13 protein-coding genes and 1 riboswitch are annotated in these 15,144 nt (G+C 56.2%); of the genes, 4 read left to right on the forward strand and 9 right to left on the reverse strand.

Going from position 1 to position 15,144, the window contains the following annotated elements:
* Positions 1-171: 171 nt before the first annotated feature.
* Both murI and btuB read right to left on the reverse strand, forming a co-directional pair.
* On the reverse strand, positions 172-1,035 hold the full coding sequence (murI, locus tag V2S86_RS23870) for a glutamate racemase (RefSeq protein WP_330764430.1): 864 nt from the start codon (positions 1,033-1,035) through the stop codon (positions 172-174).
* Positions 980-2,851: a TonB-dependent vitamin B12 receptor BtuB gene (gene btuB / locus V2S86_RS23875; RefSeq protein WP_330764431.1), complete on the reverse strand. Its 1,872-nt coding sequence runs from the start codon at positions 2,849-2,851 to the stop codon at positions 980-982. Before btuB ends, murI begins: the two co-directional genes overlap by 56 nt.
* A 68-nt stretch (positions 2,852-2,919) precedes the next feature.
* Positions 2,920-3,131: riboswitch (cobalamin riboswitch) on the reverse strand.
* A gap of 120 nt (positions 3,132-3,251) precedes the next feature.
* On the opposite strand from btuB, the gene trmA reads away from it, so the two are divergent.
* The gene (gene trmA / locus V2S86_RS23880) at positions 3,252-4,355 is read left to right on the forward strand and encodes a tRNA (uridine(54)-C5)-methyltransferase TrmA (protein WP_330764432.1); all 1,104 of its coding nucleotides are present in this window, start codon (positions 3,252-3,254) and stop codon (positions 4,353-4,355) included.
* 41 nt (positions 4,356-4,396) lie between these two features.
* Here the strand turns inward: trmA and V2S86_RS23885 are convergent, their stop codons facing one another.
* Together V2S86_RS23885 and fabR are read right to left on the reverse strand one after the other, a co-directional pair.
* A complete protein-coding gene (locus V2S86_RS23885; RefSeq protein WP_330764433.1) occupies positions 4,397-4,765 on the reverse strand; it encodes a YijD family membrane protein in 369 nt (122 codons plus the stop codon).
* A 12-nt stretch (positions 4,766-4,777) separates the two neighbouring features.
* Entirely contained in the window at positions 4,778-5,410 is a 633-nt protein-coding gene (gene fabR, locus V2S86_RS23890) for an HTH-type transcriptional repressor FabR (RefSeq protein WP_006317771.1), read from the reverse strand.
* A gap of 216 nt (positions 5,411-5,626) precedes the next feature.
* On the opposite strand from fabR, the gene sthA reads away from it, so the two are divergent.
* Positions 5,627-7,024 carry a Si-specific NAD(P)(+) transhydrogenase gene (sthA, locus tag V2S86_RS23895; protein WP_006317770.1) on the forward strand — a complete coding sequence of 466 codons (1,398 nt, stop codon included), beginning with the start codon at positions 5,627-5,629 and terminating at the stop codon, positions 7,022-7,024.
* Here sthA and oxyR read toward each other — a convergent pair.
* Entirely contained in the window at positions 7,007-7,924 is a 918-nt protein-coding gene (gene oxyR / locus V2S86_RS23900) for a DNA-binding transcriptional regulator OxyR (protein WP_013814983.1), read from the reverse strand. The two genes, sthA and oxyR, sit on opposite strands and share 18 nt — an antisense overlap.
* Positions 7,925-8,074: 150 nt before the next feature.
* Here oxyR and V2S86_RS23905 point away from each other — a divergent pair, with 150 nt between their 5' ends.
* Both V2S86_RS23905 and V2S86_RS23910 read left to right on the forward strand, forming a co-directional pair.
* Entirely contained in the window at positions 8,075-8,806 is a 732-nt protein-coding gene (locus V2S86_RS23905; RefSeq protein WP_311995386.1) for a glutathione peroxidase, read from the forward strand.
* Between the two features lie 75 nt (positions 8,807-8,881).
* Positions 8,882-10,330 (forward strand): dihydrolipoyl dehydrogenase, encoded by a 1,449-nt coding sequence (locus V2S86_RS23910; RefSeq protein ID WP_330764434.1) that lies wholly within the window; start codon positions 8,882-8,884, stop codon positions 10,328-10,330.
* Between the two features lie 63 nt (positions 10,331-10,393).
* Here V2S86_RS23910 and argH read toward each other — a convergent pair whose 3' ends face one another.
* From argH to argC, 4 genes are all read right to left on the reverse strand, one after another.
* Positions 10,394-11,767, reverse strand: a complete 1,374-nt coding sequence (gene argH, locus V2S86_RS23915) for an argininosuccinate lyase (RefSeq protein WP_330764435.1) — start codon at positions 11,765-11,767, stop codon at positions 10,394-10,396.
* Between the two features lie 198 nt (positions 11,768-11,965).
* Entirely contained in the window at positions 11,966-13,186 is a 1,221-nt protein-coding gene (locus V2S86_RS23920; protein ID WP_004953146.1) for an argininosuccinate synthase, read from the reverse strand.
* Positions 13,187-13,211: 25 nt separating this feature from the next.
* Positions 13,212-13,985 (reverse strand): acetylglutamate kinase, encoded by a 774-nt coding sequence (gene argB / locus V2S86_RS23925; RefSeq protein WP_004953149.1) that lies wholly within the window; start codon positions 13,983-13,985, stop codon positions 13,212-13,214.
* 29 nt (positions 13,986-14,014) lie between these two features.
* Positions 14,015-15,019 (reverse strand): N-acetyl-gamma-glutamyl-phosphate reductase, encoded by a 1,005-nt coding sequence (gene argC, locus V2S86_RS23930; RefSeq protein WP_330764436.1) that lies wholly within the window; start codon positions 15,017-15,019, stop codon positions 14,015-14,017.
* Positions 15,020-15,144 lie beyond the last annotated feature (125 nt).

Genomic DNA, 15,144 nt, shown 5'->3' on the forward strand with positions numbered 1-15,144 from the left:
ATTAAGAAACGGTGTTTTCACCGGCTTGCTTCTTCCTGGCTGGGCGACTGGTTCTCGTTAGAGGAGTCGTTGTTCCCGGTCAGTGGAGGCGCATTATAGGGAGTTCTCAGAAGGCCGCAACCCCTAATTTCAATATTTTTTCCAACCGTTGAATGTTTAACCAGAACCCTATTAAAGAGGCAATTTTTTCAACGATTTAAAGCCATATCCCTGCAAAACGGGCAATAAAGCATCAGTGTCTTCATTCAACGCCATGCAATACGCCAGATTATCTTCCTGAGTCGACACCAGATTTTCCTGCGAAGAGATAAGCCAAGCGGTGCGACGGGCAATAGCAGCCCCGGAATCGACCAGCCGGGTGCCCTCAGGCAACACCTGCATTAACTCTTCTGCTAATAAAGGGAAGTGGGTGCAACCCAACACTACCGTGTCCGGCGGCTCACGCATACTCAGCCATGGGTGAAGAATTTTCTTCAGCGTGGAGAGCGACACGGCTTCGCCATGCAACTTGGCTTCCGCCAGCTCCACCAGTTCTGAAGAACCCAGCAGCTCGATCTTGCAGTCGGTGGCGAAGCGGGCAATCAGTTCATGAGTATAGGTGCGTTGTACCGTGCCACGGGTAGCCAACAGGCCCACGATGCCATTGGCGGTCAAGCGGGCAGCAGGTTTAATCGCAGGCACTACGCCCACTACCGGGAAGGTAAAGCGCTCTCGCAGCGCCGGCAGAGATACGGTACTGGCGGTATTACAGGCAATAACGACAATCGCCAGAGGATGGCGTTGCTGCACCGCGCTGACAATTTCCAGCACGCGCTCAACGATAAACTCTTCGGATTTCTCGCCGTAGGGGAACGCCACGTTGTCGAAGGCGTAAATATAGTGGAGGTCCGGCAGCAATTGCCGAACCTCCTGATACACCGATAACCCGCCGACGCCGGAATCAAATACCAGCACCGTCGGACGGGGCGTCGCGGTGGTGTTAGAAGGTATAGCTTCCAGTGAGGTAGTATTCTCTTCCTGGAGTAGCGTAGCCATAAGCCGTCTCATAATCTTTATCAAACAGGTTGGCAATTCTACCACGAACTGTCAGATGAGATGTGACCGGATACGAAACTGCGAGATCCCACAGGCTGACGCCGCCGAGTTTAACGCTTTGCTCTGGGTAGGTGCTGTAGTCTTTGTCATAACGCTCACCCAGGTATTGATAGGTGACTGCCCAGTCAAAATCATAGACCTGCCAATCCAGCTCATACTTCACCTGCTGTTTGGCGCGACGCAGCAGAACTTCATTAGTTTTGGCATTGCGTGGATCGACATAGTCGTAACCGATGTGATGGGTTAATGGACCGGTGTCGAATGAAGCCGTAGCCTCAATACCTTTAATAGTGGCCTTACCGATATTGTAATAAACGTAATTGGTCTCTCCGGTAGAATCAATCAGGTTATCGATATCGTTGCGGTAGCCGGACACGCGCCAGGTTACCGGCCCAGTCAGCCCTTCAAAACCCCCTTCCCACTGTTTGCTTTCTTCCGGCTTCAGATCGGTATTATTGCCGAAGTTGCCATACAGCTGACCCATATTAGGGGCTTTGAATGCCGTGCCGTAGGAGGCGATGAAACGGTATCCTTCAATAAACTCCCAGCCCGCACTGGTTTGCCAAGTGCCATGCCAACCAAATTCGGAGTGATCGTCGCCGCGAACTGCCCCTTCCAGGGTTACCGGTCCGACCAACTGCTGCGCGGTAAGGTAAACACCGGCATTGCGTTGGGTTTTTTCACCGTTAACCGTAGTAGAGTCTGGCTTGATTTGCTGGTGTTGCCAGTCAATCCCTGAACTGACCGTCCCCTGACCTACCTGAAGCGTGTTCCCCCACTGCAGATTGTATTGCTCGGAGTCGACCAAACTTGCCGAGCTGTCATGCATGCCCAGACGTGGATCGTAATCGTAATCCTTGCTGTGGCTGTAGCTGCCGATCAACTGCGTTGCGTAGATACCTTCCTTATAACGCAGGCCGGTATCCCAGGTTTGGCTGTACAACTTGCGGGTATCGACCAGCGGGCTGGTTGGAGAGGCGTAGTAAGCGTCGTAAGCCGTGCGGTTGTCATAACCATAACCACGAACAAAACCGCTGATAGCCTCGCTGAACTGATGATCAACGGCACCGTACAGCGACTTGCTCATAAAGCCGTCGCGATCCTGCTGGCTTTGCATGCCAGTGCTGCCGTAGGCCACCACATCATAGCCTTTGGTATAAGTGTAATTACCGGCGACTGTTGCAACCGTACTGTCGCCCAGTTGTTGCTGAGTAGAGGCGTCATAGGCTTGATAGCCGTTTGAGCCTGCTCCGGCGGAAAGTGTGGCGCCATTCTTCTCGCGGGTGGTAATAATGTTGACCACCCCGCCGATGGCATCAGATCCGTACGCTGCCGAACGCGGCCCACGGATATATTCAACTTTTTGCACCAGCGAGATCGGGATCTGGCTGAGGTCGGAAGAGCCGCTGATACCGGCCTGATTAAGGCGAATGCCGTCAATCAGCACCAGCACATGGCTGGAATTGGTGCCACGGATAAACAGCGAGCTTTTTTGCCCCAGACCACCATTTTGCCCGACATCCACACCCGGCAAACGACGCATCACGTCAGTCAGGCTTTTGGCCTGCCAGCGATCGATATCATCACGGGTAACGACAGAGGTTGGTGCCAGCACGGAAGAAACCGGCTGCGGGAAGCGGTTGGCGGTAACCACCAGGTTATCGCTGTTATTGGCTGTGGTGTTGTCTTGCGCCCATCCAGAAAAAGCCGTGATGGATGAAACCACCGCCAGCAGTGTATTTTTTGTAATTGTCATGAAAAAGCATCCAAACTTAATTGGCGGATGCCGCAGGATCATGGCCGGTAATTCGCGACGGCCATGGACATTGCGACGTAATACCGGCAGGTCTTCGGGCTTGGGAGTTACAAGCTGCATAGGCAACCTGCACCAGGCGATGACTTCCCATCCTGCAGTGGACAGTGTCTGCGTAAAAACGCTATCGCCGTGACTTCCCCTTACCGCTGCGCGTCAGCTCCGGATTCACACCGGATTCCCTTTTCACTCGCTGCTTGAGGCCGGACGGCAATGCTACGATCAATGTAAATAGATGTCTAGACTTCCACCAATGTTACAAATAATAAACACGACAAAACTGGACTTCACGGGCTGATTCCCTACAATCCCCGCTGATCAAATTTGCCTGACGAGAAGAAACATGACGCCCGAGAATTTGCCTATTGAACGTTACGATGACCAACTGGCGGAGAAAACTGCCCGGCTGAAGACGCTGATGTCACCGTTCACGGCACCCGAGCCGGAAGTGTTCCGCTCGCAAGTCGAGCATTACCGCATGCGCGCCGAATTCCGCATCTGGCATGATGAAGACGAGATGTATCACATCATGTTTGACCAGCAGACCAAGCAACGCATCCGCGTCGATCGGTTCCCGGCCGCCAGCGAATTGATTAACCGCCTGATGAGTGCACTGATCGCCGCCATCAAGCCGGAGCCCATCCTGCGCCACAAGCTGTTCCAGATTGACTATCTGTCGACCCGCAGCGGCAAAATCATTGCTTCGTTGTTGTATCACCGTAAGCTGGATGAGGCCTGGCAACAACACGCGGAAAAGCTGCGTGACAGCCTGCGCGCACAGGGCTTTGATTTGCAGCTGATCGGCCGCGCGTCGAAAATGAAAATCATGCTGGATCAGGATTACGTAGACGAAATCCTGCCGGTCGCCGGCCGCGACATGATCTACCGCCAGGTGGAAAACAGCTTCACCCAGCCGAACGCAGCAATGAATATACAGATGCTGGAATGGGCGCTGGACGTAACGGCAGGCTCTAAAGGCGATTTGCTGGAACTCTACTGCGGCAACGGTAACTTCTCGTTGGCGCTGGCGCGTAACTTCGAGCGGGTGCTGGCTACCGAAATAGCCAAACCTTCGGTCGCGGCGGCGCAGTACAACATTGCGGCCAACCATATCGATAACGTACAGATTATTCGCATGGCGGCGGAAGATTTTACCCAGGCGATGAACGGAGTGCGGGAGTTTAACCGGCTGAAAGGTATCGATCTAAGCAGCTATAACTGCGAAACCATTTTTGTCGACCCACCGCGTAGCGGGCTGGACAATGAAACGGTGAAAATGGTGCAAACCTATCCACGCATTCTGTATATCTCATGCAATCCCGAAACGCTGTCCGCCAATCTGGAAACGCTGCAGGAGACGCACCGTATCAGTCGCCTGGCGCTGTTTGATCAGTTCCCGTACACCCATCATATGGAATGCGGCGTGCTGTTGGAAAAACGCGTTTAACCCAACAGGGGCGACGTTGCTGCGCCCCTGCCCGGTCACCTTTATACCTGCGTATTTCCTTCCAGCGCCTTGCGCGCCTTCAGCTTCACGCCAATCCACAGCACCAACGCCACAGCGACAATCGCCGGCAAGAAGTTAGAGCCAATCTGCGGATATTCAGCACGCACGATCGCACTGTATAACAGCACCCCCAACAGGAAACAGGCGGCGGCCAGCTTTGGCATGCCGTCCGGCATGGCGCGATGCAGATAACGCTGGTGCAGGCAGTACACCGCCAGAACCAAAGAGATTATCGGGAAAATAGAAAACGGCACTACCGAGCTGAACAACGCGGCAAACGAACCGTTGATTGAAAGACCGGCAATCAACGCCAGCAGTAAAGTGCCATTCTCACGGCCTGATTTTTCCATCACTTTCTACCTTTATACGTGGGACACAGAAGCTTTTTCTTGCTCGCGGCGATACCAGTAATAAGCGCCCTTGGAAATCATCCGCAGTTGCAACACTAAACGTTCCTCAAGCCGACGCCGTTGGTCGATGTCAATGTCCAGCGCTTCGGCACCGGCACTGAACACGATAGTCACCATGGCTTCCGCCTGCGCTTCGGTGAAGCTGCGCGGCATATGGTTTTCCAGCTCGAGGTAATCCGCCAGTTCGGCGATAAAATGTTGGATCTCGCGTGCCACCGCCGCACGGAAGGCGGCCGAAGTACCGGAACGCTCACGCAACAGCAGGCGGAAGGCGTTGGGATTATTGCCGATAAACTCCATAAAAGTGGAGACCGAGGTGCGGATGACGCTGCCGCCCTTGGCGATACGCTGGCGCGCCTGCCGCATCAGTTGGCGCAGCATCAGGCCGCTCTCATCGACCATGGTCAGCCCAAGCTCGTCCACGTCACGGAAGTGGCGGTAAAATGACGTGGGTGCGATACCCGCCTCGCGTGAGACTTCGCGCAAACTCAAGCTGGCAAAGCTGCGTTCGGCGCTTAGCTGGCTGAATGCCGCCTCAATGAGGGAACGACGAGTCCGTTCTTTTTGTTGTGCTCTGACGCCCATATGCATATCCAGATAAGATCCATTCATTGAGTCTAACGCCGCTGAGTCGGCAATATAGCAAATTTTATTGCAACAGCATTTATACAAACGCGTCCTGTCACAGTTTCAGCCTGTACCATTTGTGCTTTGCCTCAAAAAGCCTAATGGTGATTGGGCGCTCAGCGCTATGATGTTAAGATACCGTTGTAATTTTGTATAAAAACAGGTCTCTCCTACATGCAACAGCACTATCAATTTGATGCCATTGTAATTGGCTCGGGCCCTGGTGGTGAAGGTGCCGCTATGGGGCTGGTGAAACAGGGCGCTCGCGTGGCCGTTATCGAACGGTACAATAATGTGGGCGGCGGATGTACTCATTGGGGTACCATTCCGTCCAAAGCCCTCCGCCACGCCGTCAGCCGCATTATCGAATTCAACCAGAACCCGCTTTACAATAATTCACGCACGCTCAGTGCAACCTTCCCTGACATTTTACGCCACGCCGATAACGTCATTAATCAACAAACCCGAATGCGTCAGGGTTTCTATGAACGCAACCAGTGCAAACTGTTTGCCGGCGATGCACGCTTTATCGACGCCAACACCGTCAGCGTCAGCTACATGGATGGCACTCAGGACACCATCCGCGCCGATCATATCGTGATCGCCTGCGGCTCGCGTCCCTACCACCCGGCCAGCGTCGACTTTAACCATCCGCGCATCTATGACAGCGATTCCATTCTCGAACTGAGCCACGAACCGCGCCACGTGATCATTTACGGCGCCGGTGTGATCGGTTGTGAATATGCGTCTATTTTCCGTGGCTTGAACGTGAAGGTGGATCTGATCAACACCCGCGATCGCCTGTTGGCCTTCCTCGATCAGGAAATGTCTGACTCGCTGTCATACCACTTCTGGAACAACGGCGTGGTGATCCGTCACAACGAAGAGTTCGAGAAGATCGAAGGCACCGAAGACGGCGTGATTGTTCACCTGAAATCCGGCAAGAAAGTGAAAGCGGATTGCCTGCTGTACGCCAACGGGCGTACCGGTAACACCGATTCACTCGGGTTGGAGAATGTCGGTCTGGAGTCAGACAGCCGAGGCCTGCTGAAAGTAAACAGCATGTACCAGACCGCGCTGTCGCACATTTACGCCGTGGGTGACGTGATTGGTTATCCGAGCCTGGCATCCGCCGCTTACGATCAGGGCCGCATCGCCGCACAGGCGATCGCCTCCGGCGAAGCCAGCGGGCATCTGATCGAAGACATCCCGACCGGTATCTATACCATTCCGGAAATCAGTTCCGTCGGCAAAACCGAGCAAGAACTGACGGCGATGAAAGTGCCGTATGAAGTGGGCCGCGCCCAGTTCAAGCATCTGGCACGTGCGCAGATTGCCGGGATGAGCGTCGGCAGCCTGAAGATCCTGTTCCATCGCGACACCCTGCAGATCCTCGGGATCCACTGCTTCGGCGAGCGTGCGGCAGAGATCATCCATATCGGTCAGGCGATCATGGAACAGAAAGGTGAAGGCAATACTATCGAATATTTCGTTAATACGACCTTCAACTATCCGACCATGGCCGAAGCCTACCGGGTGGCAGCGCTAAACGGCTTAAACCGCCTGTTTTAACGTGGTACTGAAGTAATTCTGCATGTGCTCGCGGATCGCCTCGGCCAATTGCTCATAACGACTGCGCAATGGGGAGCCGGGGCGGTACACCAGCGCTATGGTGCGCTTCGGTTCCGGTTTGTAACAGTCGAGGTAGCAGACGCCGTCTCGCTCACGCTGCGGCGGTACCGCAAGCGTTGGCAGCAGGGTAATGCCGCTGCCCGCCGCCACCATATTGCGCAGCGTTTCCAGACTGGTCGCGCGGAAATGGGTATCCTCGTCCGCCCCCGCCTGGAAGCAAAAGCCCATCGCCTGATCGCGCAGGCAGTGGCCGTCTTCCAGCATCAGCAGTTTTTCCCCTGCCAAATCCGGCATCGCTACGCGATCGCGCTGCGCCCATGGGTGATCGGAATACACCGCCAGCTTCATCGGCTCATCAAATAGCGGCACTTCGATAAAGGCTTCCGTTTCCTTCACCAGCGCCAGAATGGCGCAGTCCAGTTTGCCGCTGTCGAGTTGCGCCAGCAGTTGATGGGTCTGTGCTTCATGCAGGTACATTTCCAGCTTGGGAAAGGTTTTATGCAGCGTAGGGATGATCTGCGGCAGCAAATAAGGCCCGACGGTCGGGATCAAGCCGATATGCAGCGGCCCCGACATCGCTTCCCCTTGCTGGCTGGCCATCTCTTTCAGGACTTTGACTTCGCGCAGCACGGTACGCGCCTGCTCCACCAGCAACAAGCCCGCCTGGGTGAATAACACCTTGCGGCTGGTACGTTCGAGCAGCATAACGCCCAGTTCGTCTTCCAGCTTGCGGATCTGCCCACTCAGCGTAGGTTGGCTAACATGGCATGAATCGGCGGCACGGCGGAAATGCCGATGCTCGGCCAAGGCGACCAGGTACTCTAAATCACGAATATTCATTTTTTCCCTCCAGACCATGATAGCTCATGGCGATAGATAAGATAGCAATGAGCGATTAGATCTATCAAGCCCCGACGTCAATAATGTGTCCCAACGAAGCGATACCGCGCTAACAGCCAAAAATTATTTTCCTAATTAAGGGGTTAATCCATGTTTACCAGCCAAGAAGGCAAAAAAGTTCCTCAGGTTACTTTCCACACCCGTCAGGGCGACCAATGGATTGATGTCACCACCAATGACCTGTTCAAAGATAAAACCGTCATCGTGTTTTCGCTGCCGGGCGCGTTTACCCCAACCTGCTCTTCCAGCCATTTGCCACGCTACAACGAGCTGTCCAGCGTATTCAAACAGCACGGCGTCGACAGCATCTTGTGCGTCTCGGTGAACGACACCTTCGTGATGAACGCCTGGAAAGCCGATCAGCACGCCGAGAACATCACCTTCGTGCCGGACGGCAACGGTGAGTTCACCAAAGGCATGAACATGCTGGTCGAGAAAGCCGATCTGGGCTTCGGTCCACGTTCATGGCGTTACTCGATGCTGGTGCGCAACGGCGTGGTCGAAAAAATGTTCGTCGAGCCGAACAAGCCGGGCGACCCGTTTGAAGTCTCTGATGCCGACACCATGCTGAAATATCTGGCGCCGGAATTCAAAGTGCAGGAATCGGTTTCGCTGTTCACCAAGCCCGGCTGCCCGTTCTGCGCCAAAGCCAAACAAATGCTGCAAGAACGTGGTATCCAGTATGAAGAGATCGTGCTGGGCAAAGACGCCACCACCGTCAGCCTGCGCGCCGTCAGTGGCCGCGCCACCGTACCGCAAGTGTTCATCGGCGGCCGTCACATCGGCGGCAGCGATGACCTGGAAACCTTCCTGTCAGCCTGATCGATAAATAATAACGAAGCCAACGTGAACCTTTGGCGGGCTATGGCCCGCCTTTTTTACCTTTCAGGAGTAGGCATGAAACAGTTGAATGTTGACGTTGCGGTTATCGGCGGCGGCACCGCCGGTCTGGGTGCCTATCGCGCAGCCAAACTTTCTACCCCCAGCGTGGTGATGATCGAGGGCGGGCCTTATGGCACCACCTGCGCGCGCGTCGGCTGCATGCCATCCAAATTGCTGATCGCCGCCGCCGAAGCGGTGCATCAAATCGAACGCGCACCGGGCTTCGGCGTATACCCCACCGGTCAAACCACCGTTAACGGCCGTGAAGTGATGGACCGCGTCAAACGCGAGCGCGACCGCTTTGTCGGCTTTGTGCTGGAAGGCGTCGATGAAATCCCGGCCGCCGACAAAATTCACGGCTACGCCCGCTTTCTCGACGACAATACCCTGCAGGTCGATGAACACACCCGCATCGTGGCGCAGCGTATCGTTATCGCCACCGGTTCCCGCCCAAGCTGGCCGGCACAGTGGAACGCACTGGGCGACCGCTTGATCGTCAATGACGACGTGTTTAACTGGGATGATTTGCCGCAGTCCGTCGCGGTGTTTGGTCCAGGAGTCATTGGCCTGGAGCTGGGTCAGGCACTGCACCGCCTGGGCGTCGACACCAAAGTGTTTGGCGTCGGCGGTGCCGTCGGCCCATTAACCGACAGTGCGGTGCGCAACTATGCCGCCAAAGCCCTGGGCGAAGAGTTTTATCTGGATGCCGACGTGAAGGTCGAGATGATGCAGCGCGAAGGCGACAACGTGTTTATCCGCTATCAGGATCTGCAGGGCCGGCCACAGGAAATCATGGTGGATTACGTACTGGCCGCCACCGGCCGCAGGCCGAACGTCGATAAACTGGGCCTGGAAAACACCGGCCTCAAACTCGATGCCCGAGGCGTGCCGCAGGCCGATCGTTCGACCATGCAAACCAACGTACCGCATATTTTCATCGCCGGCGACGCCAGCAACCAGCTCCCGCTGCTGCACGAAGCCAGCGATCAGGCGCGCATTGCCGGGGCCAACGCCGGCAGCTTCCCGGAAATCACCCCAGGCCTGCGCCGCAGCGCGATCTCGGTCGTATTCTCCGATCCGCAGATAGCCATGGTCGGTTCGACCTTCCGCGAACTGAGCGAGAAATTCAGCGCTTGCGGCTGCTTCGACGTCGGCGAGGTTTCGTTCGAGAATCAGGGGCGTTCTCGCGTGATGCTGCGTAATAAAGGCCTCTTGCACGTCTACGGCGAGCAAGGCACCGGGCGTTTCCTCGGCGCGGAAATGATGGGACCGGACGTTGAGCATATCGCCCACCTCTTGGCCTGGGCGCATCAGCAACAGATGACCATTAACCAGATGCTGGATATGCCGTTCTACCACCCGGTGCTCGAAGAAGGCCTGCGCACCGCACTGCGCGACCTGCAGACCAAGCTCAAGCTGGGTGAGGCCGAGGCGGAACGCTGCCAGCGCTGCCCGGGCGAGTAAACCATCATAAAAAAAGCGCGGCTCACACCGTGAACCGCGCCTTTATGAACCAGCTAACTTAGCTTAAAACAGCCGTTGTTTCGCTTCGGCGATCGCGTTGGCGACCTGCTGAGGAGAAACGCCGCCCTTGGCCGAGCGCTTGTCCAGGCAAGATTGCAGCGCCAGAATCGGATACACGTCGTCACCAATCACCGCACTGAACTTCTGCAACTCGGTCAGCGTCAGCGCCTCAAGCGCCTTGCCCTGTTGGATGGCTTCGACCACCGCCTCACCGACGATATGGTGCGCCTCACGGAAAGGCACGCCTTTGGCGACCAGATAGTCCGCCAGTTCGGTCGAGTTGGCGTAACCCTGCTCTGCCGCCTCTTTACAGCGTGGACGTTTTACCTGAATGCCGTCCAGCACCAGCGCCGCCATTTGCAGACAATCCATCCAGGTATCCAGCGCGTCGAACAGCCCTTCCTTGTCTTCCTGCATGTCTTTGTTATACGCCAGCGGCAAGCCTTTCAGCGTCATCATCATGCCGGTCAATGCGCCCTGTACACGGCCGCATTTGCCGCGGATCAGCTCCAGCGCATCCGGGTTTTTCTTCTGCGGCATCAACGAAGAGCCGGAGGTTACGCGGTCGGACAGATCGACAAACGCCGCTTCGCCGCTGTTGAAGAAGATCAGGTCTTCGGCAAACCGCGACAGGTGCACCATGCTGATGGAGGCATTGGACAGCAGCTCCAGCACATGGTCGCGATCGGAAACGCTGTCCAGGCTATTGCGGGTGGCCGAGGCAAAGCCCAACCAACCGGCAAGCTGTTCACGATCGATCGGATAAGCGGTACCGGCCAGCGCGCCGCTGCCCAGCGGGCTGACGTCCAGGCGCTTGAGCGTATCTTGCAGGCGGCTTTCATCGCGGGCCAGCATTTCCACATAGGCCAGGCACCAGTGGGCGAAAGTGACCGGTTGCGCCCGCTGCAGGTGAGTATAACCCGGCATCACCGCATCCTGATTGGCTTCGGCAGTTTCCACCAGCGCCTGCTGCAGTTGCACGATGGCCTGATGCAGTTCGCCGATTTGCTGTTTGCACCACAGTTTCAGATCGGTCGCGACCTGATCGTTACGACTACGGCCGGTATGCAGCTTCTTGCCCAGATCGCCGACTTTATCGATCAGCTTCTGCTCCACCCAGCTGTGAATATCTTCCGCATCGCTGCTGACAATCGCCTGCGGGTCGGCCTGAACCTCTTCCAACAGCACGCTCAAAGCCTGCTCAAGCTGTTGCTGTTCGGCTGCCGTCAACACGTTGACGGTGACCAGCGCTTTCGACCAGGCCACAGAGCCAACAATATCCTGTTCCGCCAGGCGATAATCAAAGCGCAGAGAGTCGTTTAACTGTTTGAACCGCTGATCTGCCGCCTGACTGAACCGTCCGCCCCAAAGTGCCATACTTTTACTCCTGTACCCGTCATACTTCGAGCTGCAGGTGTGTTGGCTGCGAGCGCTCACCCGAATCACTTACCAATGTAAGCTCATCGGGACTCTCGCTCTTGCCGCCTTCCTGCAACCCGAATTATTTAGGGTATAAATTTTATACGAAAGGGCGCAGCACGCTGCGCCCTTAACAAGTCACGCCGAATAATGAAATTACTTGTTCTTTTTCTCGTTCAACGCGCGAATGCGTGAAGAGAGCGAGAACAGGCGGATAAAGCCGCCCGCGTGGCTGTGATCGTAAACCTCATCTTCGCCAAAGGTAGCAAACTCTTCAGAGTACAGGCTGTTGGCAGATTTCTTCTGAATCGCCGTCACCTGGCCTTTGTACAGCTGCAGCACCACTTCGCCGTTCACTTCTTCGGCCAGCGCTTCCGCAGAGGCCTGCAGAGAACGACGCAGCGGAGCAAACCAGCGGCCGTCGTACACCACGTAGGACATTTCCAGTCCCAGCTGCTCACGCCATTTGAAGCTGTCGCGATCCAGAACCAGTTGCTCGACGCCGCGCAGTGCCGCCACCATGATGGTGCCGCCCGGGGTTTCGTAGCAACCGCGGGATTTGATGCCTACCAGACGGTTTTCCACGATGTCGATCCGGCCCACGCCATGTTTGGCGCCCAGCACGTTCAGGGTTTCCAGACATTTGTATGGGCTCAAGGCTTCACCGTTAACCGCCACGACGCGGCCTTTTTCTACGGTGATGGTCACTTGCTCAGGCTGGTCCGGCGCTTCCTGCGGATCCACGGTCCAAACCCAGCAGTCTTTGTTCGGGGCATTCCACGGGCTTTCCAGCACGCCGCCTTCGGTAGAGATATGCCAGGCGTTTTCGTCACGGCTGTAGATTTTTTCCAGCGACGCCGTCGTCGGGATATTGCGCTCTTTCAGGTAATCCAGCAGCGCTTCACGGGAACGCAGGTTCCACTCACGCCAAGGCGCAACCACTTTCAGGTGCGGTGCCAGCGCGGTGTAGGTGGTTTCGAAACGCACCTGGTCATTACCTTTGCCGGTTGCACCGTGGCACAGCGCATCAGCGCCGACTTTCAACGCCAGCTCAACCTGCGCTTTAGCGATAATCGGGCGCGCCATTGAAGTGCCCAGCAGATAGCTGCCTTCATACAGCGCACCGGTCTGCAGAACCGGATAAACGTAATCGCGGATGAATTCTTCACGCAGATCAACCACGTGACACTCAGAGGCACCGGATTGCAGGGCTTTTTGCTCCACGCCTTCCAGATCGCTGCGCTCCTGGCCAATATCCGCCACGAACGCTACCACTTCGCAGCCGCCGTAGTTTTCTTTCAGCCAGGGAATGATGGCCGAAGTATCCAGGCCGCCAGAGTACGCCAGAACGATTTTTTTGATGCCTTGGTTTTGCATGGTCTTTTCCTTTTTAATTCTAAATTTAAGCGAGGATCCGGGTGCCAATCGACACGCCGTTAAACAGAGCTGGAAGCTGATCGGCATGGCGCCAGCTGGCGATATCCACCGGCCGGCCAAGGGTGCGGGCCGCGTCGAGCGCCGCATTCACCTTCACCACCATACCATCGGTGATGATGCCTTGGGCAATCAGTTGTTCCGCTTTTTGTGCCGTCATTTCTGCAATGCGTTGCCCTTTCCCATCGAGAATGCCGCTGACATCCGACAGCAGGATCAAATCCGCACCCAGCGTGGCGGCCAGGGCCGTCGCCGCCTGATCGGCGTTCACATTCATTAATTCCCCTTCGGCGGTGATGCCGATAGAACTGATCACCGGCAGGTAGCCGGCGCCCAGCAGGGTATTGAGCAGCACCGGTGAACCCGGTTGCGCATTGCCTACGTGGCCCAGCGCCGGATCGAGTTGGGTCACGGAAACGCTGCCGCCGTCCGCCAGGCTCAGGCCCACCGCATTGATCCGGTGCTTGATGGCCCACGCCAGCAGGGTCTTGTTGGCAGTACCGGCCAGCGCGCCGGTAATGATGTCGATCTGGTCAGCAGGGGTCACCCGCAGGCCGTTTTTCTTCACCACCGGCAGAGAAAGTTGTTTCATCAGCTCATCCACCAGGCAACCGCCACCGTGAACGATAACCAGCGGGCGCTGATGCTGCTGACGGTAGCTGTCCAGGGCGGTGAATAAACGCTCCAGCGCTTCTTCACTGTCTAATAACACGCCACCTAACTTGATAATTAACGGATTCATCGCTGTTTACATCCCACGCTGGTTATTCATTAAAGTAATGACTGGGTTTCCGGGAACCCAAAACGGATATTCAGGCATTGCACCGCCTGAGCGGCCGCGCCTTTCAACAGGTTGTCTTCCGCCGCGACGGCGATCAGGTGTTCGCCCTGAACGGCAAAGCCGATATCGCAGAACGGCAGGCCCACCACCGCTTTCAACGCCGGCACGCCTTTGTCGTACAGCCGCACCAGCGGTTTGTCGTCGTAGGCGGCGTGATAGGCTGCAGCCACGTCCTGCTCGGTAACGCCGGCTTTCAGGCGGCAGGTGATGGTTTCGAGAATACCACGCGGGAAGTTACCCAAATGTGGCGTGAAGATGACCGGCGTGCCCAGGTGCGCAACGATTTCCGGGTGATGACGGTGGTTGAAGATGCCGTACGGCTGCAAGCTCACTTCGCAGAAGCTGGTGGTCACGCTGGCTTTGCGGCCCGCGCCGCTGACGCCGCTGGTGGCGTTGATGACCGGCCATTGGTCAGGATTCAACAGCTGTTGTTCGATCAAGGGTTTCAGCGCCAACTGTGCCGCCGTTGGGTAGCAGCCCGGTACGGCGATCAGTTGCGCCTGTTTGATTTTTTCGCTCTGCCACTCCGCCAGGCCATACACCGCCTGCTCCAGCAGTTCGGGGTACTGATGTTCGAAACCGTAGTATTGGGTATAGAAACCGGCGTCTTTCACGCGGAACGCACCGGACAGATCGAACACCACGCAACCCGCCGCCAGGAACAAAGGCGCGATATCGTGGCTGACTTCGTGCGCCGTGGCCAGGAACACCACGTCGATGCCATCGGCGGCGGCAGCCACGTCAACCAGCGGTTGCAACGGCAGATCGACGATGCCTTTTAACTGGGGATGCAAATCAGAAAGCAATTTTCCTGCATCTGCACTTTGCGCTGAAACCGCTAATGCGGTTATGTTCATATGTGGGTGACGATTCAGGTAGGCCGTGAGCTCCGCTCCGGCGTAACCGCTGGCACCAACGATCAGCGTATTCAACATGTGGCCTTTCACCTTCTTGGCTTACGAGTGGTCGTATTCGACTCAGGTAACCGGGCTCACCAGCGTTGTTTCGCCGTTCACCCACGTGGTCGAGCGTTGATGTTTTTATAATCATCCGGGAATCG

This window comes from Serratia sp. C2(1) (assembly GCF_036352655.1).
GTDB lineage: Bacteria > Pseudomonadota > Gammaproteobacteria > Enterobacterales > Enterobacteriaceae > Serratia > Serratia inhibens.

Coding starts and splice junctions, on each gene's coding strand:
- V2S86_RS23910 (WP_330764434.1), top strand. CDS start 8,882: ATGAAACAGTTGAATGTTGACGTTGCGGTTATCGGCGGCGGCACCGCC.
- trmA (WP_330764432.1), top strand. CDS start 3,252: ATGACGCCCGAGAATTTGCCTATTGAACGTTACGATGACCAACTGGCG.
- btuB (WP_330764431.1), bottom strand. CDS start 2,851: ATGACAATTACAAAAAATACACTGCTGGCGGTGGTTTCATCCATCACG.
- argC (WP_330764436.1), bottom strand. CDS start 15,019: ATGTTGAATACGCTGATCGTTGGTGCCAGCGGTTACGCCGGAGCGGAG.
- V2S86_RS23920 (WP_004953146.1), bottom strand. CDS start 13,186: ATGCAAAACCAAGGCATCAAAAAAATCGTTCTGGCGTACTCTGGCGGC.
- argH (WP_330764435.1), bottom strand. CDS start 11,767: ATGGCACTTTGGGGCGGACGGTTCAGTCAGGCGGCAGATCAGCGGTTC.
- sthA (WP_006317770.1), top strand. CDS start 5,627: ATGCAACAGCACTATCAATTTGATGCCATTGTAATTGGCTCGGGCCCT.
- V2S86_RS23905 (WP_311995386.1), top strand. CDS start 8,075: ATGTTTACCAGCCAAGAAGGCAAAAAAGTTCCTCAGGTTACTTTCCAC.
- argB (WP_004953149.1), bottom strand. CDS start 13,985: ATGAATCCGTTAATTATCAAGTTAGGTGGCGTGTTATTAGACAGTGAA.
- fabR (WP_006317771.1), bottom strand. CDS start 5,410: ATGGGCGTCAGAGCACAACAAAAAGAACGGACTCGTCGTTCCCTCATT.
- murI (WP_330764430.1), bottom strand. CDS start 1,035: ATGGCTACGCTACTCCAGGAAGAGAATACTACCTCACTGGAAGCTATA.
- V2S86_RS23885 (WP_330764433.1), bottom strand. CDS start 4,765: ATGGAAAAATCAGGCCGTGAGAATGGCACTTTACTGCTGGCGTTGATT.
- oxyR (WP_013814983.1), bottom strand. CDS start 7,924: ATGAATATTCGTGATTTAGAGTACCTGGTCGCCTTGGCCGAGCATCGG.